This window comes from Vibrio sp. MMH1-50 (assembly GCF_022347645.1).
In the GTDB taxonomy this organism is placed as follows: domain Bacteria; phylum Pseudomonadota; class Gammaproteobacteria; order Enterobacterales; family Vibrionaceae; genus Vibrio; species Vibrio harveyi.
In genome coordinates this window covers 15,416-39,189 of sequence record NZ_JAKRGG010000008.1, presented here as the reverse complement: position 1 = coordinate 39,189, position 23,774 = coordinate 15,416, and the positions used below count along the sequence as shown (strand labels likewise).

The 23,774-nt window shown below is 44.8% G+C and carries 20 protein-coding genes; 10 read left to right on the top strand and 10 right to left on the bottom strand.

What is annotated here, in order from left to right:
* Nucleotides 1–5: 5 nt before the first annotated feature.
* From MHO32_RS08335 to MHO32_RS08325, 3 genes are all read right to left on the bottom strand, one after another.
* Entirely contained in the window at nucleotides 6–791 is a 786-nt protein-coding gene (locus MHO32_RS08335) for an EAL domain-containing protein (protein ID WP_009695967.1), read from the bottom strand.
* Nucleotides 792–1,122: 331 nt separating this feature from the next.
* Nucleotides 1,123–1,434, bottom strand: a complete 312-nt coding sequence (locus MHO32_RS08330; RefSeq protein ID WP_005447308.1) for a cupin domain-containing protein — start codon at nucleotides 1,432–1,434, stop codon at nucleotides 1,123–1,125.
* 8 nt (nucleotides 1,435–1,442) lie between these two features.
* A complete protein-coding gene (locus MHO32_RS08325) occupies nucleotides 1,443–2,093 on the bottom strand; it encodes a Qnr family pentapeptide repeat protein (RefSeq protein WP_005447311.1) in 651 nt (216 codons plus the stop codon).
* A 506-nt stretch (nucleotides 2,094–2,599) separates the two neighbouring features.
* Here MHO32_RS08325 and ompW point away from each other — a divergent pair.
* From ompW to MHO32_RS08300, 5 genes are all read left to right on the top strand, one after another.
* Nucleotides 2,600–3,244, top strand: coding sequence for an outer membrane protein OmpW (ompW, locus tag MHO32_RS08320; protein WP_009695968.1), 645 nt, complete (start codon nucleotides 2,600–2,602; stop codon nucleotides 3,242–3,244).
* Nucleotides 3,245–3,699: 455 nt separating this feature from the next.
* The gene (locus tag MHO32_RS08315; protein ID WP_017189728.1) at nucleotides 3,700–4,671 is read left to right on the top strand and encodes a TAXI family TRAP transporter solute-binding subunit; all 972 of its coding nucleotides are present in this window, start codon (nucleotides 3,700–3,702) and stop codon (nucleotides 4,669–4,671) included.
* Nucleotides 4,672–4,748: 77 nt separating this feature from the next.
* Nucleotides 4,749–7,349: a TRAP transporter permease gene (locus tag MHO32_RS08310; protein WP_239211165.1), complete on the top strand. Its 2,601-nt coding sequence runs from the start codon at nucleotides 4,749–4,751 to the stop codon at nucleotides 7,347–7,349.
* 258 nt (nucleotides 7,350–7,607) lie between these two features.
* Nucleotides 7,608–8,633 carry an HlyD family secretion protein gene (locus MHO32_RS08305; RefSeq protein WP_005447317.1) on the top strand — a complete coding sequence of 342 codons (1,026 nt, stop codon included), beginning with the start codon at nucleotides 7,608–7,610 and terminating at the stop codon, nucleotides 8,631–8,633.
* Nucleotides 8,630–10,117, top strand: coding sequence for an MDR family MFS transporter (locus tag MHO32_RS08300; protein WP_009695971.1), 1,488 nt, complete (start codon nucleotides 8,630–8,632; stop codon nucleotides 10,115–10,117). The genes MHO32_RS08305 and MHO32_RS08300 overlap by 4 nt, the downstream gene beginning before the upstream one ends.
* Nucleotides 10,118–10,212: 95 nt before the next feature.
* Here MHO32_RS08300 and MHO32_RS08295 read toward each other — a convergent pair whose 3' ends face one another.
* The gene (locus tag MHO32_RS08295; protein ID WP_009695972.1) at nucleotides 10,213–10,458 is read right to left on the bottom strand and encodes a Rho-binding antiterminator; all 246 of its coding nucleotides are present in this window, start codon (nucleotides 10,456–10,458) and stop codon (nucleotides 10,213–10,215) included.
* A 157-nt stretch (nucleotides 10,459–10,615) separates the two neighbouring features.
* Between MHO32_RS08295 and MHO32_RS08290 the strand changes: the two genes are divergently transcribed.
* The 4 genes from MHO32_RS08290 (at nucleotide 10,616) to MHO32_RS08275 (ending at nucleotide 17,166) form a co-directional block, all read left to right on the top strand.
* On the top strand, nucleotides 10,616–11,749 hold the full coding sequence (locus tag MHO32_RS08290) for an MBL fold metallo-hydrolase (protein ID WP_239211164.1): 1,134 nt from the start codon (nucleotides 10,616–10,618) through the stop codon (nucleotides 11,747–11,749).
* A gap of 456 nt (nucleotides 11,750–12,205) precedes the next feature.
* A complete protein-coding gene (locus MHO32_RS08285; protein ID WP_005447325.1) occupies nucleotides 12,206–12,973 on the top strand; it encodes a hypothetical protein in 768 nt (255 codons plus the stop codon).
* A gap of 260 nt (nucleotides 12,974–13,233) precedes the next feature.
* Nucleotides 13,234–15,924 carry an alpha-glucosidase gene (gene ygjK, locus MHO32_RS08280; protein ID WP_239211162.1) on the top strand — a complete coding sequence of 897 codons (2,691 nt, stop codon included), beginning with the start codon at nucleotides 13,234–13,236 and terminating at the stop codon, nucleotides 15,922–15,924.
* Nucleotides 15,925–16,440: 516 nt separating this feature from the next.
* Nucleotides 16,441–17,166 carry a hypothetical protein gene (locus tag MHO32_RS08275; protein ID WP_005447330.1) on the top strand — a complete coding sequence of 242 codons (726 nt, stop codon included), beginning with the start codon at nucleotides 16,441–16,443 and terminating at the stop codon, nucleotides 17,164–17,166.
* A gap of 29 nt (nucleotides 17,167–17,195) precedes the next feature.
* Here the strand turns inward: MHO32_RS08275 and MHO32_RS08270 are convergent, their stop codons facing one another.
* From MHO32_RS08270 to MHO32_RS08260, 3 genes are all read right to left on the bottom strand, one after another.
* A complete protein-coding gene (locus MHO32_RS08270; protein ID WP_005447331.1) occupies nucleotides 17,196–17,447 on the bottom strand; it encodes a TIGR03643 family protein in 252 nt (83 codons plus the stop codon).
* 103 nt (nucleotides 17,448–17,550) lie between these two features.
* Nucleotides 17,551–17,970 carry a VOC family protein gene (locus MHO32_RS08265; RefSeq protein ID WP_005447332.1) on the bottom strand — a complete coding sequence of 140 codons (420 nt, stop codon included), beginning with the start codon at nucleotides 17,968–17,970 and terminating at the stop codon, nucleotides 17,551–17,553.
* A 39-nt stretch (nucleotides 17,971–18,009) separates the two neighbouring features.
* The gene (locus tag MHO32_RS08260; RefSeq protein WP_009701836.1) at nucleotides 18,010–18,606 is read right to left on the bottom strand and encodes a LysE/ArgO family amino acid transporter; all 597 of its coding nucleotides are present in this window, start codon (nucleotides 18,604–18,606) and stop codon (nucleotides 18,010–18,012) included.
* Nucleotides 18,607–18,816: 210 nt separating this feature from the next.
* Between MHO32_RS08260 and MHO32_RS08255 the strand changes: the two genes are divergently transcribed.
* The gene (locus MHO32_RS08255) at nucleotides 18,817–19,278 is read left to right on the top strand and encodes an ecotin family protein (RefSeq protein WP_009695978.1); all 462 of its coding nucleotides are present in this window, start codon (nucleotides 18,817–18,819) and stop codon (nucleotides 19,276–19,278) included.
* Between the two features lie 253 nt (nucleotides 19,279–19,531).
* Here MHO32_RS08255 and MHO32_RS08250 read toward each other — a convergent pair whose 3' ends face one another.
* The 3 genes from MHO32_RS08250 to MHO32_RS08240 all read right to left on the bottom strand — a co-directional run bounded on the left by MHO32_RS08250 (nucleotide 19,532) and on the right by MHO32_RS08240 (nucleotide 23,772).
* Nucleotides 19,532–20,398 carry a helix-turn-helix transcriptional regulator gene (locus MHO32_RS08250; protein WP_239211160.1) on the bottom strand — a complete coding sequence of 289 codons (867 nt, stop codon included), beginning with the start codon at nucleotides 20,396–20,398 and terminating at the stop codon, nucleotides 19,532–19,534.
* A gap of 153 nt (nucleotides 20,399–20,551) precedes the next feature.
* Nucleotides 20,552–21,799, bottom strand: coding sequence for an MFS transporter (locus MHO32_RS08245; protein ID WP_239211158.1), 1,248 nt, complete (start codon nucleotides 21,797–21,799; stop codon nucleotides 20,552–20,554).
* Nucleotides 21,799–23,772, bottom strand: coding sequence for a TonB-dependent receptor (locus MHO32_RS08240; protein ID WP_239211157.1), 1,974 nt, complete (start codon nucleotides 23,770–23,772; stop codon nucleotides 21,799–21,801). The genes MHO32_RS08245 and MHO32_RS08240 overlap by 1 nt, the downstream gene beginning before the upstream one ends.
* Nucleotides 23,773–23,774: the final 2 nt, after the last annotated feature.

Genomic DNA, 23,774 nt, shown 5'->3' with positions numbered 1-23,774 from the left:
CAAGTCTACGCGGACAAAACTGTTTCGAATCGAGGTGTTTCCTTTATCTCTCTAAAGTTCAATAAATCGAGAGTTTCAGAGAGTGAGAGCGGGTAATAATAGTTGTAACCTTGATGAAAGACCTCAGGATGAAGAAATGCAACTCGTTGAGAGGATGTTTCTACACCTTCTACAATGATCTTCTTGCTATGGAATTTAAGTAAAGGAATCAGCATTCCGATCATGGTCAAGCCATCTTGGTATAGCAAGTAACTCTTATCGAGTTTTATTGCATCCCAATCAATGCATTGCAACGCAGAGGTTTTGAGCTTCTCATCATGATGATAGTCGTCCAACCAGAATTGGTGTCCTTGTTTTTTGAGTTTAACGATGTTTCTTTTGGCAGCGTTGACCTCTTTAATACTTTCTATCTTCGTCACTTCGATGATGATGGGATTTTCAGTATTTTCTATGACTTCATCAACGAAGGATGAATCAAGTAAACAACTAAGAGGTAGGTTGAGTGATATATTTAGGTTAAACTGAGATAAATTGTCATTTAAGAATCTGATTTGACATAGAAAAATCTTTTTTATGAACTCATCATTGATATATTCAAAAAACTCCTCGCTATTCAACCTCTCCCCACTTGAATTAACTAAATGAGACAGCACTTCATAACCGTGAATCTTATAGTTCTTTGGATCTACGATTGGCTGAAGCTTGAACTCAAGGCTGACAAAATTTTGATTATTCCAGAAAACACTAACAATATTATTGTCAATTGATATTTCTTCTATTTTTATAGTCATCTGTTTTTATTCCTTAGGCAAACGTTTTTATAAAATACTAGATGACAGAATCACGTCAAAGAAATTATTTTAAAGATCCCAATAATATCTTTTTAAGATATTTTGTCAGAATTATGACGCCATCTCTATAGCGTCAGTGAAATCTAATTACCCACTAATATATATAATACTAATATTTTCATCTAACTCTTAATAGGCATGGTTTTTTATGCGGATTTTAATGGTTGGCTTTATTATTAAATAATAAAGCCAATTGCTTGAAGTGATAAAAGTGTCAATAAGTGAGCTTTTAAAGAAAGTTTAAAAGGGAGGGAATAGGCGGTGAACTATCTCATTGATAGAAGATCGCTAGCCATATTGTCTCTTGCTCTGGGTCGGTCCAACTTACTCGATGCTTCGTGTGCGCTGGAATGTTGACGTGATCGCCCGCTTCCAAACGCTTCTTCGTGCCGTCCTCATAAGTCAGTTCACCTACGCCTTTTAGCACCAATACCCACTCATGGTCTTCTTGATCGTACCATTCGCCTTCTGGCGTCGTTTGCCCCTTCGATACAATACGCTCAATTCGGAGCTGTCTGTGTGTGAGTAAATCTTCAAATACCTCTTCACTCAAATCACAAGGTAGGTCTTTTAAAAGGTTCATAATGTTTCCTAAATAACGATCAGGCCAAATGGCGAGAGCAATTGTTCTTGTTGCCAGTCGCAAATCTTAACACCGTATAAAGAGACGCGGCGGATGTCCAAACCCTCTAAATCAACATGGGTCAGGTCGCTTTCTTCTATATTAAAGCTGCCCCATTGTTCAGGGCTGAATTCTCCACGTGATAGATCCGCACCTTTAAAGCTTGCACCCATCAAGTTGGCACCATTCCATCGGTTCTCAAATAGATCGCATTTCTCTAGCAGTGCGCGCTCAAAATTAGTGTAAGCCAAGTTGCAACCCGTAATGTAGGCGATACAAAAGAACACAGTATTGCTGACACGATTAGCGAAATTAGCACTTTGAAAGTTTGCACCCTTCAAATCGCATTTACGTAACTCAATGCCGACGCAGTCTGCGCCATTAAACTGAGACATCGCTAACATGCAGTTGCTAAAACTGGCATCTTTAAGTTTGGCATAGCGAAAGGTACAGCCTTCAATGTCGCTTGGTTGGATAAAGCGGCAATCAATAAACTTCACATCACTGAGATCGGCGTGGTCAAAGTTGCATTGATAAAAGCGGCAATTTTGAAAAGTGGTGTTTTGCAAATCGTGATGCGAAAAGTCTTCCTGTTCGAAAGTGAGATCGGTCTTAATCATGGCTTTTTATCTTTTCCTTACTTGGTTAGATGCAGACTATCACTCTAAGTAACTGATTTTCCAGAAATATAACTCCTTGTATTTCAGTGGTTTACAGACCCCGAAAATCGCCAATTTAAGCGGTCAAACAGGCTGTTTAAAGTCGATGTTTTTTAAAAATAACCCGAGCGTATCGAGAAAAAAGTTTTGTTGAGCACAGAGGCTTACAGAAGAATTGAAATGAGAACTGCGACGTACTCTTCTCACACGCACAGTTTGCATTACAGAATTGTATCCGATTTGCATAATTTGTTGATCAAATTGGCGTTTTTGTATACGGAAAAGCTATATTTTTCACAAATTGATTTCCATCAAAATAGTAGGGTTTCTATATGCTATTTTGCGCGCAGCTCAAGAAAATAGTGATACTCGCGTGCTTCAAGGTTTTGGATTGATAACAGAACCGTCCGAAAAGGAAGAGCATAGCGGAGTACAAAAGAAACAAAGCCCTACAAAAGGAAATAACAATGAAAAAAACAATCTGCAGTTTAGCAGTGGTTGCTGCGTTAGTGTCTCCAAGTGTTTTTGCTCACAGTGAAGGTGACTTCATTCTACGTGTTGGTGCGGCATCGGTTGTACCAAACGACAGCAGTGACAAGATCCTAGGTTCTCAAGAAGAGTTAAAAGTAGATTCAAACACTCAACTGGGTTTGACGTTTGGTTACATGTTTACTGACAACATCAGCCTGGAGATTCTAGCGGCAACACCATTTAGTCACGATATCTCGACTGATCTTCTTGGTCTTGGTGATATCGCAGATACTAAACACCTACCACCAACAGTGATGCTGCAATACTACTTTGGTGATTCGCAAAGCAAGTTCCGCCCATACGTAGGTGCGGGTTTAAACTACACCATGTTCTTTGATGAGGGCTTTAACGGTAAAGCCAAAGATGTAGGTCTTACTGATCTAAAATTGGATGACTCATTTGGTTTGGCTGCCAATGTAGGTGTCGATTACATGATCAATGAAAGCTGGTTCCTAAACGCATCCGCTTGGTATGCAAACATCGAGACCGAAGCGACTTATAAATATAAGGGCGCAGCACAAAAGACTGACGTAAAGATCAACCCTTGGGTATTCATGATCAGCGGTGGTTACAAGTTCTAAGAAAAAGCAGTAGCAAAAGAACAATAAGATTATTGGCATGACTTTTAGGGGCAGTTGCGGGGATTGCCCCTCTTTTTTATCTATTCTTTCTGGTTTTCTTTTCCTTCCCTATACCTCTTCTCTCTCCCCATATGACTACGATAGTGGTGCACTACTTTGGTATTTGTAAACACGTGACCAAAAAGATGAATTTTCTGTTAATTCTCGGTTGCTGAGAAAAGTGCAAAATTACCATAGCTAGGTTTTGAAATTGTTCTGATAAATTCGATTGGAAGTGTTCGGTTAATTATTAATCGAACGCTGAAATAAAAATTACAAAATGAAGCTAAGGACTGGCTGACTAAGGAAAATTACTCATGAAGTGCGAAATTTTCACACGAGTATTTTCCGGTTTTGCTGTCTTTAGCTGAGAAAAATGTCTTTATTTTTCAATCGATAGACAGGAAGAACCTAAAATGAAAGGAACCACACTCATTGCAGTATTTGCTTCGGCAGTCTCGCTGTTCTCATACAGTGAGAAAATAAGTGCGGCAGAGAAATTTATTACTATCGGCACCGGTGGTCAAACGGGCGTTTATTACGTTGCTGGACAGTCGATCTGTCGTTTCGTAAACCGTGGCGCAGCAGACCACAGCATTAAGTGTAATGCTCCAGCTAGTGGGGGTGGCGTGGCAAACGTAAATGGTTTGCGCAGTGGTGAATACAACTTCGGTATCATGCAGTCAGACCATCAATACAAAGCCTTAGAAGGCGTGGCTCCTTTCCAAAATAACCAACCAATGACGGATATTCGTGCCGTTTTCTCCCTACAAAGTGAAGTGTTCACGATTCTTGCGCGCAAAGACGCGGGTATCACCAGTTTCGACGATTTAAAAGGCAAGCGCGTCAACATCGGTAACCCTGGTTCTGGTCAACGCGATACGTTTGAACAAGTGATGCAAGCAAAAGGCTGGTCGCAAGATGTGTTCAGTTTGGTATCGGATCTGAAGCCAGCAGAACAAGCTTCCGCAATGAGTGACAATAACATCGATGCAATGAGCTACTTCGTCGGTCACCCAAACGGCGCGATTCAGGAAGCATCAACCACCACCGATGCTGTGCTAGTACCAGTGACTGGTCCTGAAATCGACAAGCTACTTGCTGAGCGTGCGTACTTCACCAAAGCAACTATTCCGGGCGGAATGTACCGTGGCAACCCGAACGATACTCAATCTATCGGCGGTAAAGCGGTACTTTCAACCACAGCAGAGACGGACCCTGAGTTAGTGTATCAACTGACGAAATCTGTGTTCGATAACCTAGACCGCTTCAAACGCCTGCACCCAGCATTTAAAGACCTGAAAGAATCAGAAATGATTGAGGTGGGTCTGTCTGCGCCACTGCATGAAGGTGCGGTTCGCTACTACAAAGAGCGCGGCTGGTTGTAACTCTTAACACCTTCGATTTTTAGCAAGCGCTGCGATGGATTCTCAGCGCTTGCTTCTCTGTTGTTTGTGAGAAAATTATGGATAAGACGATCTCCACGTCCCATGCTGACATGCATCCGAATGAGCTGTCGGCAGAAGAACTGATTGCCCAAGATGTGGGTGCTCGCCTGCCAACCGGAATCATGGAAAAGCTGATTGCGGGTTTGGCGTTACTGTGGTCTTTGTTTCAACTTTGGATAGCGTCTCCGCTCCCATTTATTGTCGGTTTCGGCGTGATGAATGACACCGAAACGCGCGCCATTCACCTTGGTTTTGCCCTGGTGCTTGCCTTCCTCGTTTTCCCCGCTTTTAAGCGCTCTCCACGCGATCGTGTTCCTGCCTTCGACATCATGTTGGGTTTGATTGCTTGTGCCTCTTCGCTGTACTTATTTGTTATGTACGAAGCACTAGCACAACGTCCGGGCAGCTTAACCACTGAAGACTTTATTACCGCATTGATCGGCTTGCCTTTGCTTTTAGAAGCCGCGCGTCGAGTGCTTGGTCCTGCTTTGCCGGTGATTGCATTGGTGTTTATCGGCTACAGCTTAGCTGGTCCGTATATGCCGGGTTTATTGTCCCATCGCGGTGTTCAGTTGGATGCGCTGGCTAACCACCAGTGGATCACCACGGAGGGTGTGTTTGGTATTGCGCTTGGCGTATCGACCAGCTTTGTCTTCTTGTTTGTTCTATTTGGTGCGTTATTGGAACGCGCTGGAGCAGGGCACTACTTCATTCAATTGGCATTTAGCATGTTGGGGCACCTGCGTGGTGGTCCTGCAAAAGCAGCCGTGGTTGCTTCGGGCTTAACGGGTTTGATTTCGGGATCGTCGATCGCCAACGTGGTAACCACGGGGACGTTCACTATTCCTATGATGCGCAAAGTTGGCTTCTCTCCTGAGAAAGCGGGAGCAGTCGAAGTGGCATCATCGGTGAACGGGCAAATCATGCCTCCTGTTATGGGAGCCGCAGCGTTTTTGATGGTGGAATACGTCGGCATTCCTTATGTTGAGATCATCAAACATGCCTTCTTACCTGCCGCAATTTCTTACATCGCATTGCTTTATATTGTCCATCTAGAAGCACTCAAGTTGGGCATGCAGCCAATTGATGCCGCACGCTCAAAACCTTGGCTAGCGAGACTCACGGGATTTGCATTTGGCGCGGCGTTGATTTCTGGATTGTCGATGGCAGTCTACTACGGTTTAGGATGGTTGAAGCCAGTATTGGGTGACTTTGTATTACCTGGGATGGCGTTAATTCTGGCTACGGTTTACTTGGCACTGCTAAAAGTCGCCGCAAGTAATGAGCCGCTACCAGAAGAAGATCCAGATGCTCCACTAGAACAGTTACCAAATACACGCGCAGTCTTACTCTCTGGCTTGCATTACCTACTGCCTGTGGTGGTTTTGGTGTGGTGTTTGATGGTCGAGCGTCTGTCTCCGGGGTTGTCTGCTTTTTGGGGTAGTGTGATTCTGGTGGTGATCGTTTTGACTCAGCGTCCTCTTTTGAGTTGGATGCGTAAAGATGGCAAACACGATTATGGCAACTTCAAAGACGGCTGTATCGACTTGCGTGAAGGCTTGATTGCTGGTGCGCGCAATATGATCGGCATTGGCATCGCGACCGCCACCGCAGGCGTAATTGTTGGTGCGGTATCGCAAACGGGGGTTGGCTTAGTATTGGCTGATTTGGTTGAGATGCTGTCTATGGGTAACTTGCTGTTAATGCTGATGCTCACGGCGGTATTGAGCCTGATTCTAGGCATGGGCTTGCCAACGACGGCGAACTACATCGTGGTATCGAGCTTGTTGGCGCCTGTTATCGTTACGCTGGGTCAACAACACGGCTTGATAGTGCCGTTGATTGCGGTGCACTTGTTCGTGTTCTACTTCGGCATCATGGCGGACGTAACACCGCCAGTAGGTCTGGCGTCTTTTGCTGCAGCTGCGGTGTCGAAAGGCGATCCGATCAAGACGGGCTTAACCGCGTTTTACTACAGTTTAAGAACCGCGGCTTTGCCGTTCTTGTTTATCTTCAATACGGATTTGTTGTTGATTGACGTGGATTGGGCGCACGGTATCGCCATCTTTGTTATCTCTACTATTGCGATGTTGATATTCGCTGCTGCGACGCAAGGTTGGTTCCTGACTCGTAATCGTTGGTACGAAGGCGTGTTGTTGTTGCTCGTAGCATTTACCTTGTTCCGTCCAGGGTTCTGGATCGACATGGTGGTGGATCCGTACCAATCGAGCAATCCTGCCCAACTGGCACAAACGCTTGAACCGCTTGAAGAGGGCGGTGTACTCAGAATGCGAATCAGCGGTGAAGATGCGGTAGGTAAGATGCGTGAATTCTCGGTGCTGCTTTCGGTTCCTGAAGGGGAAACCGGACAAGATAAGCTGGATGCACTTGGCATAGCGACTTATCAGCAAGATGAACAAACTTTGATTGATATCGTTAGTTTTGCTAGCCCAGCAGAGGCGGCAGGATTGCAGTTCGACCAACAGATTGTCGATGTGCGTGTGCCAGTTGAGCGTTATCGCAAAGAGTGGATGTGGATTCCAGCAATGTTCTTGTTTGGTGTTGTGATTTGGTTACAACGTCGACGTGTGGCAATGCAGAACGACACAGCATGTTGATAGTTAAAGAAAAATAACCTAACAGCCCCGTTGGAGCCAAGACTGACGGGGCTTTTTTCTGTCTGAAATATTCATCATTTCTATTTTCAATGTCGCGGAATTATTAGCGCATTCTATACTTTATGTTTGATTACTTTGCGCATCATTTGAACAAATGATCAACGCTCAAAATCGGATCTTAACCTTTCAGATCATCTTGTTGTTCGAAAGCGGAAAAATCCTACACTGATCACATAATTGAACACTTGGACAATATAAATGAGCGACGATATCGCGAAGAAATCCTCTTCGAAATCTAAAATGACCAAAATCCTTTTCCTACTCGTTTGTGCAATCGCCTTTGGTGCGATGTACTGGTCTTGGCAATATTCCGATAGTCACCCGAGTACGGAAGATGCGTATGTAAGAGCTAAAATCCTATCTGTCGCTCCACAGGTTCAGGGTCAGGTGGTATCAGTAGAAGCGAAAGATTTCCAAGTCATCAACAAAGGTGACTTACTGCTTAAGATTGATTCTCGCCCTTACTTATTGGCAGTGAAACAAGCGAAAGCCGCTTATCAGTTGGCCGTTCAACAACACGATGTGGCAGACAAACAAGTGACCGAAGCCGTGGCTGGTTTGGATGCGGCGCGTTCTAACTTGACTGAAGCGCAAGTGGAGTACAAACGTACCGATTCTCTTGTGAAACGTAAGTTAGCGTCTGACCAAGACCTTGATACGGCGAAAAACAAACTCGCTAACGCGCAAGCTGGTCTAGAGCAAGCGCGAGCAACAGTTGAAAAAGCAATCGCAAACCGTGGTGAAGAAGGTGCAGAAGCGGCGGTTGTTCAACAAGCAGCAGCGCAACTTGCACAAGCTGAATTGAACCTGAGCTACACCGACATCACTTCTCCAGTCGATGGCATTGCAGGTGAAATCAACACTCATACGGGTTCGGTAGTAAGCATCGGTCAAACACTATTCCCTGTGATCATCAAAGACAGCTACTGGGTGCGCGCGAATTTCAAAGAGACTGACTTAACTCACATCAAAGCAGGTATGCACGCTGAAGTCGTGATCGACATGTACCCAGATGTGGTTTGGGATGCAAAAGTGGAGCAGTTATCGCCTGCAAGTGGTACCTCTTTCTCATTGATGCCACCAGAAAACGCAACCGGTAACTGGGTGAAAATTAAACAACGCTTCCCTGTGCGTTTAACTTTAGAGGTACCTGAAGGTGCGCCACAGTTGCGTGTGGGGGCGAGTTCTGAAGTCACTGTTGATCTAAAAAGTAACGCACAATGAGTAACGAAATTACGGCAGATAAACGGGGTATCGCCACCGTCGCCGTGATGCTTTCTGCCATCATGGTGCTGATAGATATGACCGTTGCCAACGTGTCGCTTTCGCACATGATGGGTGCACTAGGCGCAACGGCAGACCAAATCACTTGGGTGCTGACTGGCTACAGCATGGCAGAAGCGATCTTCATTCCGATGACCAGTTTTTGGGTATCGCGCTTTGGTGAACGCAAAGTCATGCTGGTGGCGGTGATTGGTTTTGTCATTGCGAGTGCCTTCTGTGGACAAGCCAGCTCGCTCGAAGAGATGGTGGTATTTCGTATCATTCAAGGTGCGTTTGGTGCTTCGGTTATTCCATTGGCGCAATCCACATTGGTTCAGATTTACCCTTCTGAGCAAAAAGGCAAGGCGATGGCGATCTTCTCTATCGGTATCTTGCTGGGTCCTATCTTAGGTCCGGTGGTGGGCGGTGTGATTACCGATAACATCAACTGGCGTTGGATTTTCTACGTTAACTTACCATTTGGTTTGGTGTGTACCGCGCTGATTTATCGCTACATCCACATCAGCAACAAGTCGAAACCAAACTTCGACTGGTGGATCATTGGCTATATGGCGCTCGGTGTAGGTGCGTTGCAGTTCGTGCTCGATAAAGGGAACGATGAAGACTGGTTTAACTCACGCATCATTCAAACCGCTGCACTGCTAGCGATAATGGGCTTAGTCATGTGGATCTACCGCAGCTGGAAGACTAAGAGTCCAATAGCGCCGCTGTGGCTCCTCAAAGACAGAAACCTCATGGTCTCATCTTTGATGATAGCGGTCGTTTCGATGGCGATGTTTGGCTTGACCACTCAACAGCCTATGCTGCTTGAGAGCTTGTTGAACTATCCAGTATCGACCACAGGTATGTTGATGGCACCACGAGGGTTAGCGTCCGCCTGTATGTTAATTTTGGTCATCATCATCAACCCGCAATTTGATCCAAGGTTGAAGATTGTATTCGGTTTAACCTGTATTGGTATTGGCAGTTATTTTATGACCCTATACTCGACAGAAATTGACACTTTCTGGATCGTGATGCCAAGTATGATTCAAGGTATGGGCTTAGGTTTGACTTTCTCGACTTTGTCGACGCTGGCTTACATGACGCTACCAAAAGAACAGTCAGTAGCAGGGGCGAGTATTTTTAACTTGTTCCGAACCATTGGTAGCTCATTTGGTATTTCCATCGCTACCACATATCAGTACCGTGATGGACAACAGCAATGGCACGCTTTGGGTGAAGGTTTCAATCCTTACAATCCTGTGTTGCATGATTGGGCTGCTAAGCAAGGATTGTCGATTACTGATCCTGCTGCATTGGAGCAGTACCAAAGCATGCTCCATCAGCAATCGCAAATGGTCGCGTTTGTGCACACCTTCCAGTTGGTCGGGGTGATGTTCGTGATCATGATGCCGATGTTGGTATTTATCCGTTCAAAGTAAACCTCTAAACATAAACTAAAGCGCCCTTAACTCAGCCAGTTAAGGGCGCTTTTTTACATCTGATTCTTAGGGGCTTAGGAGTTGATATCGGACAATCAACCGAAGGTGACTTCACTGAAATGCGGATTGTCTTTGAGTGCTTTCATCGCGACTAACTGTTCGGTTGGAAACGAAATGCGTTCACCTTCAATATCCAAAAATAAGCATTCTTGGCGTTCCATATCGTAACCAGTATCGAACGCGCTACCTTGGTGCTTCTCACCGTTCTTGAGCGTAATTTCTACGGGTAGCTTAAACATACAGGCGATTTCAATAAAATCGTATTGGCTGCAGGTCACCATAATTTTTCTCCTTTTCTGTTCTTTATCAAGACCGACTAAGAACAGGAATCCTTCTCTGAAACCTAATCTTCATCTTACGCCCTATTTTGGTCATGAAAAAGACACACAAGCAGGCTTAACTAAAACCATAGTTTAGTGAACAAGACGTAGATAGGACATGTCTGAAACGACACTTAAAAACACGTACTTGGCTCGTGAGCGCGCAACGCAATCACTGATTACTCCTCATACTTACTACGCGCAGTTGGCGCATCGCATCAACCACTCAGCTCAATTTGAAAATGGACGCGTCAAAGATAAGATGCCAAACGTGCCAAACCCTCAGTCATTTTGGCAAGTGTGTTGGGCTTACATGGGCGGGCGTTCGCCGCTCAGTCCTGATAAGCAACTGCCTTATTCAGCGATAGAGCCCACGCGGTTTTTAGAGCGACAACAAGCGATGCGAGTCACTTGGCTGGGGCATTCCACTTTGATGATTGAGACCGATGGTGTGCGCATCCTGACTGACCCTGTGTTCGACTACGCGTCGCCGTTGATTGCGAAGGCGTGGTTTGAGCGCAATATTCCCAATACATCAGTTCGCGACAGCTTGCCGACTCCCGATGTCATCCTGATCTCTCATGATCATTACGATCACCTCGAAGCATCGACTATACGTTATTACTCTGATAGATCTGTAACATTTTACGTGCCACTAGGTGTCGGTAAGCATTTGATTCGTTGGGGCGTTAGACCAGATAACGTAGTGGAATTCGATTGGTGGGAGAGCGTTCAGTACGCCAACGTCGAGTTGATTTGCACGCCCGCTAACCATAATTCAGGTAGAACTTATCTGGATAAGAATGCCACTTTGTGGGCGTCTTGGGTGGTGAAAGGACAACAAGAGACGCTTTATTTCAGCGGGGACACTGCTTACGACAATCACTTTGTACAAATCGCTCAGCGCTGCGGACCGATAGACATTGCTTGTCTGGAAGTCGCGGCAGATGTGAAAGGCAATCAAGGTTATCCGGTAGAGAATTGGGGGCACATGCAAGCCCATCACACAGTGCAAGCTTTTAAAGATCTGCAAGCAAAGAAGCTGTTGCCAGTACACTGGGCAACGTATGAGTTGTTTACTCATAAATGGGATGAGCCGATTGAGGATTTGATAGCACATTGCCAAGTGGATCACATTGAGTTACTTACCCCTATGGCAGGCGAGAGTTTTTATGTCGCGCAACAATATAAAAACAACGCATGGTGGCAGGTGGAAAAATTATGTGAGCAAGCTAGAAAAATAAGGGTATAATATGACGACGCTTCAATAATATCCCTACCAATTTAACCAACTTTCTTGGTCCTTATAACAAGCTTTTTACTGGTCATCGAATCAATAAATTACCAGCAAGTCACCGTTTTTCTGTGATCTCTCACGTGACTAATTTTCTAAGTGCAACTTTTTGATACTCACCACCTAAAAATTTAATCTTTAAAAAGAAAACTTTTACTAAAAAACTAGGTGAACTTAATTTTATGCATCAAAACAATTATACTCATCGCATACTGATAAGGCTTGCAATAACTGGTTAAAGCTTAATCTTGGTGGGTAAAAATTGATCGGTTAATGCTTGGTAAAAAGTCTCATCATTGAAACATATTTAATAGATAGAAATTGCTGGAAATATTTGGAACCGGCATCACAAGAGTAGGGATTTCTTGAATATATCATCAGGGATGCTGACAAAAATAAAATAGGCATTGTTCGATGAATAATTCTGCAACGTATTTACTTGCTGCTTTGCGAGAAAAAATTAAAGAGAAGGGTATTTGTTATTCTGACCTCTCTATTGGAATGGGAATTCCTCTATCAACGATTAAAAGGCAGTTGCATAACACGTCTTTAGGGTTGGATAAAATACTCTCGTATGCCACTCATTTAGATACCGACTTAGTCGAATTGTCCATGCGTGGTAAACAGCTGCAACAAGAAAATGAGCAATTTATCACCGACACTAACAGTGAAATATTTCACCAGTATCCGTACCTATTTGATTTTTTGTATTTATTACGTCGGAAGGAATGGTCTCCGCAAGATATTGCGAGCAAATACCAATTGACCCATACCTCGATCACGCTTTATTTCCGTGCGTTGGAAATGATGGATTACATCGAGCTAAAAGGTGATGACCAATACCGTTTTAAAGACCAAGGTCGTTTTATTTTCGAAGAAGGTTCTAAGCTCGATACTTTGTTTGCTAAGCGCTTTCGAGATGAAGTGTTTAGCCATGATGTGCGACCACCGATTTGCATGGGACGCATTGCTATCACTGAAGAACAGGAAGAGAAACTGGCGAACGAGGTGTACAATAAACTGATAGAATTTGATGTGCAAAACAAGAGCGGAGAAGGCAGTAAGCGACTCCGAAACGTCTTGATGACTTACACTCCGGGCAATCAGATATTCCTTTCGGATACGATTCCGAATATTGACGGTGAATTATTAAAAGCCATCTCAATGGCGAATGAAAAATAGTGACTATTTAATCATAAAATAAAGAATTTATATTAAGTGGATGTGTTTGATAATGAATGCATCAAAGACCCACTATTATCCAAAATTAATGACCTGTTATTTAAATAGGTCAAACGAAGAAGAGACAAATTAACCGATCTCTTCTCAAATCCAAAAGTGAAATAAATAAGGCTGAATCTTCATCATCGAAACTCGGCAGGGTATGTCTCGACCTTTTTTCGCCTGATCAGGACCAAAAGCCAATAAATGAGGGATATAACATGCACTTTAAGACTTCTTTATGTGCGATTGCTGTCGGGGTTGCTCTAACACTAAGTGGATGCAACAGTAGTGATAATGACTCTAACGTGGATGCGCCATTGAAAGCGGCTGAATTCCATAACACCATCAACCGTGCAGGTGTGCCAGTGGCACTGCGCGATTTGCATGGTGGTCACCTTCGCTACATTCCTATGTTTGATAATGGTTCGTGGCATGGTCACACGCTAGACACCAAAGGTGGTGAGATCACGTTAGGTGGTACCGCGTTGCTAACCGAAGAGTATGTGTCATTCATGGCGGCGCGTTTCGACCGTTTGGCGTTAACGGTTGATGGTAAACCGATGCCGCTTAAGCTGACAGAAGCATACTCACAGCCAGGTGCGCTGATCCAAACATACACGGGTGATGATGGTGTCGAAGCGAAGCTGGAAATGCGCTTTGTCACCGACCGTACTTCTTTGGTTAAAACGACAATCAAAAACCCAAATAAACTGGCTATTCAAGGCGAATGGGATGGCGAGTTAATGCAAGATTATCGCGCGGATGATGGTCAGCTATACAAGAACGATGACAGCACAGTTCGCAGCGTTGAAGAAGCTTACCCTACCTATTCTCGTGCTATCACAGCCACCGATAACGGTGTAGAAGTATCTTTTGGTGCAGTTCGTGACTCATGGTCTCTACTGACTTCGGGTGATTCGAAATTCGAAGTGACACGCTCTATCAAGCCAGAAACTTCAACCATCAGTGATGACAAAAAAGGTTTTGTACAAACCGCGTCCTTAGGTAACGGCGAAGAAATCACATTGTACACGGCTTACACTCACGTGCAAAACACCAAAGAGCAAGCTTCTGAGTTTGCTAAATTGGACGATGTGATGGCAGACCCGAACGGTTACATGCACAAATCGGCAATGCGCTGGGAAGAATACCTAGAAAAAGGTCTAACGAATGACGCGGCTTCTAAAGAGCATGAATTCGTTGCAGTAAAAGCGATGGAAACGCTCAGTGCGAACTGGCGTGGTGCTGCTGGCGCGATTGACCACGACACCGTAACGCCTTCTGTTACCGCGCCGTACTTCTCTGGCAACATGACTTGGCCGTGGGATACGTGGAAACAAGCGTACGCGATGTCTCATTTCAACCCAGACGTTGCGATGGAAAACATTCGCACGGTATTCCAATACCAAGTTAAGTCTGACGACCCTGTGCGTCCATGGGATGAAGGCTACTTGCTTGATGTGGTGACATACAACTTACCGGCTGAACGTTGGCAAGGTATGTCTGCGGAATACAAAAAAGTCTTCCCACTGGCAACAGACGGTTTGAACTGGAACGAACGTAACACCAAACCATCTCTTGCGGCATGGGCAGTATGGGAAGTGTATACCGCACTAAAAGACGAACATAATCGTCCGGAAGAAGCGAAACAGTGGTTAGAAGAGATGTATCCGAAGCTCGTTGCATTCCACGATTGGTGGTTACGTGCTCGCGATACCAACAAGAACGGCATTCCGGAATACGGTGCAGCGAAAGACCCAATTCACACCGTATTTGAAGATGACGTGAATGATGGATCTTGGGGACCAGATGCGTCTGTAGACGACATGAAATTCCAGTACAAAGACGAAGCAAATGGTGACCAGTGGATCAAAGAGACTGGAATCGAGAAATACAATGAGTTGCTGACTTCTGGTGATTACACGGCGATGAGCATTCCGGCAAAAGTGGCTGCTGGTTGGGAATCAGGGCGCGATAACGCGGGTGTGTTTGGCTTTATCGATACCATCGATGACTTGCAAGGTAAGTCTGATCTACCAACGCAAGAAGAAGCAGAAGTGATTGACCAAATGGGGCGCTATGCTCACAACACCAATGGTTTCGACAACACGTACGATATGGTGATGGGTGCACAAGGCTCGGAGATCACTTACCGTGATACTTCAGCTGCGAACTTGGACAAACTGGCTCAGGCGAAGAAAGACTGGGAAGTGAAGTTCAATGAGAACACCAATGACGAGAACAAGTTGTCAGGTTATTCGCTCATGCAAGAGTCGGTAGACCAAGCCTCTTACTGGTACTCAGATAATCTGTACCTATCGCAAATTGCAGAGGTTTTGGGTAAAGCGGAGAAAGCTGCTGAGTTTAAAGCGAAAGCGGATGACACCAAAGAGTACATCAACCGTTGTATGTTCGATGAAGCGACAGGATTCTACTACGATATCGAAGTGGTACCTGGAGGTTTGAGTAACCAATGTGCGGGTCCAGCTCTAGTCAAACGCGGCATGGGTCCTGAAGGTTGGTCACCATTGTTCAACAACGCAGCGACACAAGAGCATGCTGATAAAGTGGTGAAGAACATGCTTGATACCAGCAAGTTTAACTCGCCGAAGATCCCGCTAGGTACCGCATCAATGGATAACCCAGCTTACGGTCCAGACATTTACTGGCGCGGTCGTGTGTGGCTCGATCAGTTCTACTTCGGTGTTCGTGGTATGGACAACTACGGCTACGGCGTGGAAGCTCGTCAGATGGTCGATAAGTTATTCAAGAACGCTCAAGGTCTAACGGAAGCAACGCCAATTCAGGAAAACTACAACCCAGAAACTGGTGCAGTACAAGGTGCAAATAACTTCTCATGGAGTGCTGCCCACCTCTACATGTTGTACAACGGTTTTGTGGGCAAATAAGTTTTGCGCCCCTGACAACGTAAAGCATTAAGCGTTGTAGATGACCCCCTAGCATCTACAACCGCTTAACCCCTTCAAATTAGGCTCAATAAGATCAAACCGGACAGTGAAAGCTGTCCGGTTTTTGTAGAGCTAAAACACTAATTTTCCGCTGTTTTTGAAAAGTTGTTTGCCATAGAAATTGCGCTACAGAGAGATTTTTCTTTACATATTGGTAAGTTAGTTGTCCGCATTTCATTCTGTCGATTTGCAATAGATAACATTTATAAAATGATCGTTTAACCATGCTGTAACAATGCATATGCTGCAAGTATTAGTGAGGTCATTTACATTCATGCAAAAGCATTAGAGTAACCCCAAATCTCGCCGCTGTTCAGCCGCTCCGAGCCAAAATCATTCCAACACTCTACTCTGCCGCCTGAATTTTCCTCACCTTGAAGAGCGTATTGATAAATACCTCACTTTCTACGTTGTCAGCATGACGTGTTGCGTTGCAACACCATCAAGGAAGGTGACATGAATTGTTTACAGACCAGCCTTTATAATTTGTTAGAAGATAATAACTTTGTGCCCTCTAATGAGTACAAAGCCTCTATTGCAAGCTACCTTTATTCGGATTCTTCCCTTACACCAAAAGCGATGAATGAGCTCACTCAAGAGATTTTTCAGAGTAAGCAAACCATGGCGTATTACCTGTTGCACAACGCCATCAATGAGGAAGAGGGCGCAGAGCGGCTCAAGATGATTGCCAATCGTTATGCGCAAGGGGAAATGAAGCAGCAAATCATGCACCATTGTCAAAACGACTTAAATCACTCCGCTATGTATGCCAGCTTAATCCCGTTGACGGGATACCAAACTGAGGTATACCAAGAAGCCAAGTCGAGTGATTTCAATTTTAACAACGTTAGCAACTTCTACGACGATATTAAAATTCACCTTTTCCGCGCGCATTCTGTTGAAATCCGTTCATGGTGTTTGCTGGTCGCGCAGCTTAGTTTTATTGATCAATCTGATGTGCCTTACCTGAAAGAGATGCGCCCAACCATTCAAAAAATACTGGATGATGAGGTGAAGCAGGTCTCTTATACGGCTCAGCACGTCAGCCAGTGGCTGGAAGAGGACCCGTCTTTGTGTCAGGTGTTCACCCAGTGTATGAACCACACTTACCGAGAGACATGGGACTATCTAGCCTCAATGGCTGAGTTCATGCGCGATAGTGCGCCGTATTTTATGGTTTAAGCACATAGCATTAGAAATTTAAGAGAGGCTCAACGTTGTTTGTACTGTGTTGGGCAATAGCCACGCTTCACTTCTGGAGAGCGCAGTTTTAGGTGTTTGGTTTTCCTGCCGGAGACTCGGTGTCGCCAAAGCTTAAAACTGCTCGGTTGTAAGTGGTGGCGCATTAAGTTAATAACCCCTTTCTCGTCCAAACCAAATTGATGTTGGATGGCTTCAAACGGGGTTCTATCTTCCCATGCCATTTCAATAATTCTTGATAGCATGTCATCGCTAAAGGTCATTCGTTAATCCTGTTCTGCTGTTGGATACACACATACGTAACGCGCAGCGATTGGGATTCATTTAGGGATGTTTCTGGTCGAAAATGGGTGGTTTTCTGGTGCATTATTTCTGTGGTTTCAGCTCGACCACATTGCCTTCTGGATCTTCCAAGTAGACAGAGCGCCCGAAGCCTTGGGCACCATATCTTTCAGCAAACTCTGCAACATGCACATTGTTTTGGCGTAAGTAAGACAGCAGTTCTTTTTCCTCGAAAGGGGCAATTTGCACGCAAAAGTGGTCAAGGTTACGACCGTTTTGACTGGGCGATTTTCCACCTAGCTTTCCGAGTTCGCTATCGACCGTCACCAAATCAATGATCGCCATTCCTGCACGAAGCTGAGTTAACCCCAAGTCTGGTAATTCACGCTCTATTGGGCATCCTAATATATCTCGGTAAAAGTGCAGCATCGCGCCGAGATTGTCTGTTCTTAGTACCACGTGGTCGAGCGCTTTTACTTCAATTGGATTGCTTGTATTTGCCATGACGTTGCCCTTTTTTCCATGATGAGAAAAGTATACGCACTAAACCAGCAAGCTGATCGCCAGAGCCAGCATGACAAAGCCAATGATGAATTCCAAAATCTGCCAAGAACGCGCATGTTTGAAGATCGGGATAAGCAGTTTTGCGCCATAGCCTAGGCTGAAAAAGAATACGAAAGAGGCACAAACAGCACCTATCGCAAACTGCCATTTATGTGGTTCATATTGAGTGGAAATAGAGCCCAGCAACACCACTGTATCAAGATAAACATGCGGGTTTAACCATGTGAATGCCAAGCAAATCAGTGCTGTCTGCCATGCACTTTTTGAGGCATCACCTTCAGGGTTCATTATGTGTTTTTGTGTGAATGCAGAGCGTAGGCTACTGATGCCGTACCAAGTTAAGAATGCTGCGCCAGCGTAACGTGCAATTGTCTCGATCAAAGGAAACTGAGTTACCAAGTAACCGAAACCCGCGACACCAAGAGAAATTAAAATGGCATCAGACAAGGCGCATAAGAAGCACACTAAGAATACATGATGCTGTTTGATGCCTTGTTTTAAAACGAAGGCATTTTGCGCCCCAATAGCCAGAATTAAGGAAATGCCCAGCGTAAAACCAGCAAGATAGGTGGTCATTTTCTCTTCCTTGAATTGTGACCAAATCAGGTTTTAAACCATAACCTTGTCGCCAAATCGCTGCAAGGTCCAGATTAGAGACTTGCCAGAACTGTTCGATAGGGGGATACGTCGTAATTGTGAGAGCCGTGAGCAATTTGCATCGCATATTTACACTAATTTGGTGTTCCCAGTTACAATATGCACGTCCATATGAAAAAGGAAAAAACGATGAAAGCAGTTTGGTTAGCTGCCGGTGCTATGGCACTGAGCGGATGTTCTGCAATGAATTCAGCAAATGATGTATCTCGCCCATCAGCAGAGATGTTTCCAGAAATGGAGAGCATGACAAAACATGTTTTCTATGTAGACCCAGCAAGCAACGAAGCAGATAAGCGTGTAGAGTTGGTGGTTGGTAAAATGATGGAAACAGATTGTAACCGCGTATCTTTAGGCGGCTCTGTGACGGAGCATACATTGGAAGGTTGGGGTTATACCTACTATCAAGTTGATTCTTCAGCGGGTGGTGCTATCTCAACGTTAATGGCTTGTCCTGAAGATATGGAGAAGGTCGAAACGTTCGTGCAAATGCCGACTCGTGATTTGTACCGTTACAACAGCAAGCTACCAGTCGTGGTTTACGCTCCCGCTGATTTGGATGTCGATATCCGCGTATGGGCTCCTGAAGAGTGATCTTGAAGCCTAGCAAAGCCGCTCTGACTTATAGTGGCTTGTTAGGATTAGTGGCTTGTTAGGATTAGCGGGTTGTTCGTCGTCTGCACTTTGCGCCTGAATATTCATATCAAAGGTGATGAAGCCATCTTGGCTGTCAAAGAGGTATCTCAAAGCGCACCCCGCCTCAACAAGTCATTTAATAAGTGAAAGGCTTGGTTCAGTACCAAGCCTTTTTTCTATATCACGCTTTTTCGTCGCTGTGCGACACCGATTACTGTTTTGGAGAGCGGCTGCGAAATGTTTTGGGCGTAAGTCCGGTGTGTTGTTTGAATACCTTCGAAAAATAGCTACCACTTTGATAACCCAAATCTAAGGCGATTTTGGTGATGGACTCATTAGGGTTGGCTAAACGTTCTTTGGCAAGGCTGATGCGATAAGCTTGGATCCAGCTTGCGACGCCCATATTGAACTGCTCTCTAAAGGATTGCTTTAGATAACATTCATTCGTCGCGAGTTCTTTAGATAAGCCCGGTATGTTCCAATCAATATGGGGCTGCGTTGCAATGAGATCGCACGCTTGCTCGGCGAGAGACTTAGGCTCTTTGTGCACCATGAGTAACGCAAGCAGTTCTAAGATTTTTCCTCTTAGCCATACTGTTCGGGCTATACCTTGGAAGTCATTGTTCCAAATCGATTTGGCAACGTTAAGAATCTCTCCTGTAAGTGGCATTTGCCAACCTGTTTCATAAAGATCGAAAGGCTTAAATGATGAGCCCCTATTTTGAGGAAGAAGATTTTTAGTCAAGCTATGGTGTAATGGGAAATGAATCCGAATGTTCTCAATTCGACCTCCTTCTCCTAGCTCAATAGGATTTACAGGTTCAGGCTTCGGCAAAAGGGATGCTATGCATCGAGAAGCAAAAGATGCTGCAGGGTAATCAGGGTATTTGGGGCTGAAGGCGTGGTTAATACCAGCAAAGCTGATATAGAACCCCGCGTCTGCCGGATCATTGAACTGAATGTCCGTTGTTGCTGTACAGTTAACGATGTAAGCATTCACATCATCATCGAGAGCAACAACATCAAACGTTCCATCTACGCCACCTACTAAGTTTAAGCTCTTCACGATATTACTCATTGTTTCAGCCTTCGTCGTTTTCTCGTGAGCATCTCCCTGATCAATTAATATAAATGATAATAGATATCATTTGTAGGGATTATTGAACTAAGTCGAGTTCACAGAGAAAGAAGCTCTGGATATACCTAGAGCATCTTTAACGACAGGGCTTGGTTAAATTTGTGAGATGAGACTCGCCTTCTCATTTGGTTTTAAGACTGGGATTATGAAGATAGCGACGAGGCTAAAAGCGATCATTAACATAAAATGCACTGAATACCCGAAAGCGCCGATCAGTGCCCCGCAAATGATAGCCATCACGATTGCAATGAACATATCCATCGATTGGAAAAGAGAGAAGTTCACACCTGACTGATGTCCGGAGGCAAACCCCATCATTAGAGTATAAAGCGCAACAAATTTAGCCGACGTAATGATGCCATTAACGACAAAGATACCCGCGATTAACCATCCTTGCTCAGCAATATTTAAGTCGTATGCTAAATAGAAGCTAAAAAACACAACTTCAAAGACCATCATTTGTAGTAACACATTGAGTGCTAGACTTTTTTTGATTAGCCAGCCACCTAGCACTACGCCAATTAAACCGGTAATCACTCCTCCACCTGCAACCAAAAGACCCAAACTTTCTAGCTGTATACCGCTGTCGACTAAGAAAGGCATCATCATTGATAATGCCCCTCTCGTTCCGAGTTGCGATACGGTCACAAGGAGCAGTCCAATCCTTACTTCAGGGTTAGAAAATGCAGCTTTAAGGGAGGGCGTGCGAGCTGTTGGCACGCTTTTCTGATTGGCGCCGTGATTCCAGAATAAACAAAGCGTTGGCATACTGAATAATAAAGTCAGAAGAGCCAGACCGAATAATGCGGTTTGCCAATCGAGCAATGAAGTCGCATAGATAAATAATCCACCGCCAAAAACAGCCCCTAGATACGAACCACCAACTTGCATGACGTTGCCTAGGTATCTTCTTTTTGCCTCCAACTGGTCAATCGCCAGACCGTCTGTAGCGATATCAGCGAAGCTGGAAAATAAGCTGATAACCAAAACACCAGCAAACAGGGTCATTCGATTCTCGATCGTTCCAATGACGCAAAGCGCAACGAGTATGGCAATTAAAACTAGCTGAGAACCAAAAATAATGATGGCGTGATTTTGTAAACTCGCTCCCTTTTTGCGTTGCCGTTCGATCCAAGGTGACCACAAAAATTTAGCGACCCAAGGAAGCATTGCAAGGTAGAACAACCCTATTTGGGAGGTATCTATGCCCTCATGTCGCATTATCGCTGGCAAGCCTTGAAGTGTGAACATACTGACTAAGCTTTGGATGGTATAAACGCTCACCAGAACGGCGAGCAATGGTTTGAGTTTGATTCCTTGAGCGCTAACCATAGGTTTCATTACCACTCGTACTTCGCTTTCACACCAACTTCTCTACCTGTACCGTAATTGCTGTATGTCTGACCATAAGAGAATGCGTAAGTGGTGTAGTCTTTGTCAGTAATATTGTTGCTAAAGAGCGAGATAGACAGAGCTTCGCTATAGTCGTAGTTAATGGATAGATCGACGAGAGTGTACGCACTTTGTGATAGTGAGTTAGCTTCGTTAAAGTAGATTTTAGAGTTATAACGAGCTTGAGAGTTGATCGAAATGTCGCCTTTGATTCCTGTTACTGGTAGGTAATAGTTAAAGCCCAACGTTGCCGTGGTGTCTGGCGCGTAAGGCAGTCGATTCCCTTCAAAGGTACTGTTGTTTGATTCAAATGTTGAACGTCCAAAAGTCCCGGCAGCAGTGATGGTCAGATCATCGGTTGGGTAGAAAGCGAACTCAGCTTCGATACCTTTACTCAGAGCCTCGCCCATATTTTTAAGAGTTTGATGCCCTGGCGTACCGGTATATAGTTGAATATCATCCGTTTTAATCCAGTACAATGCGCCACTAAAATCGATTTTTTGATTCGCAAAGTTGGTGCGCCAGCCTAGCTCGCCATTCAGTGATTTTTCCGCGTCATAACCGCTTGCATCTGCATTGCTCAGAGGAACAACGTTGTAGCCCCCCGGTCGGTAACCACTGGTTATGGAAGCGTAAAGTCGAGTGTCCTCATTCGCTTGCCAACCAATTGCAGCTTTTGGTGAAACCGTCGATTCTGTCTGTTCCTTGTTATAAGGATTGATAAACCATGCCGGGTTACCGTTGAAGTCAGAGTTTACTTTTAGGTATGAAGCTCGGACGCCAAGAGTGACATCCCACTGTGGTGCAAACTGGTAGTTTGTCTGCCCAAACAACGCGTACGTGTCATAGTCCAATTTATTTCGTGCGTTATTGGCTGAAACGTCCAAACGGCGATATTCCAAGTAGCCGCCAACTACGTAGCTAAAATGATCGTTGTATTGTTGGTTTAGACGTAGCTCTTGGCTGAACTTGTTTTGATCTTCTTGGTAGTAGCCATAGACATATTCGCGGTCTATCTCGCGTGTTTGATAAGCGGTGATACTTGTGATTTGAGAGGAATCTAAATCGTAACCAAGATTCAGCGCGAAAGTATTAACGTCTCGCTTAAGTTTGGGGATTGGTGCGTCTTTTACACCAGAGTCATGTTCACTCTCAGTGAGGTACCACTCCTCATGGCTGTCGAGCTTATCTGCGGCGACTGATAGGGTTGCGCTAAGTTTTGAGTCATTTGGTAAGTAGTGAAAGCGAACTTTTAATGCTTGCTCATCGGCATCGTTTGCGTCTTTTTTCCCGCTGGTGGCGTGTTTAATATCACCTTCATCGTAGATATATCTAGCTGCAATATCCGCTGAAATGGAGTCAGATAAACGGGTAGCGGCGACAGCATCAACTTGCTGACTCAAATTAGAATATAAAGCAGAAGCTTTAACTTCGGTGGCGTCAGTTTCACGACGAGTCACGATGTTAATGACACCGCCTTGCGCGTTCCCACCGTAAAGTGTGCCTTGCGGACCGCGCAGCAATTCGACTTTTTCCACGTTAATCAGCGGTTGAGTGACAAAAGCGTTATCTTGCAGGACGCCATCAACATAAATGCTCACGGTTGGCGAATAGTAGTCAGGTGAACTAATCCCACGAACGGTGGTGTTGGCGTAAGTTCGGTTCCCGCGAGTTTGTATAAGCAGTCCAGGGAATACCATCTCGAGATCTTTGACCTGATAAATGCCTGCTTTTTCGAGTTCTTCTCCCGTTTTGACCACAACTGAATTGTTCACTTGCGATAAAGGAGTATCGAACTTGGTTGCTTCAACGATAACCACTTCCATTGCTGGTGGCGTATCTTCGGCATAGGAGTATGAAGTACCTAAAATTGTGAGGATAGCGCTCGCAATGACGGTGCGCGGCGAAGAAATCTTGTACATAC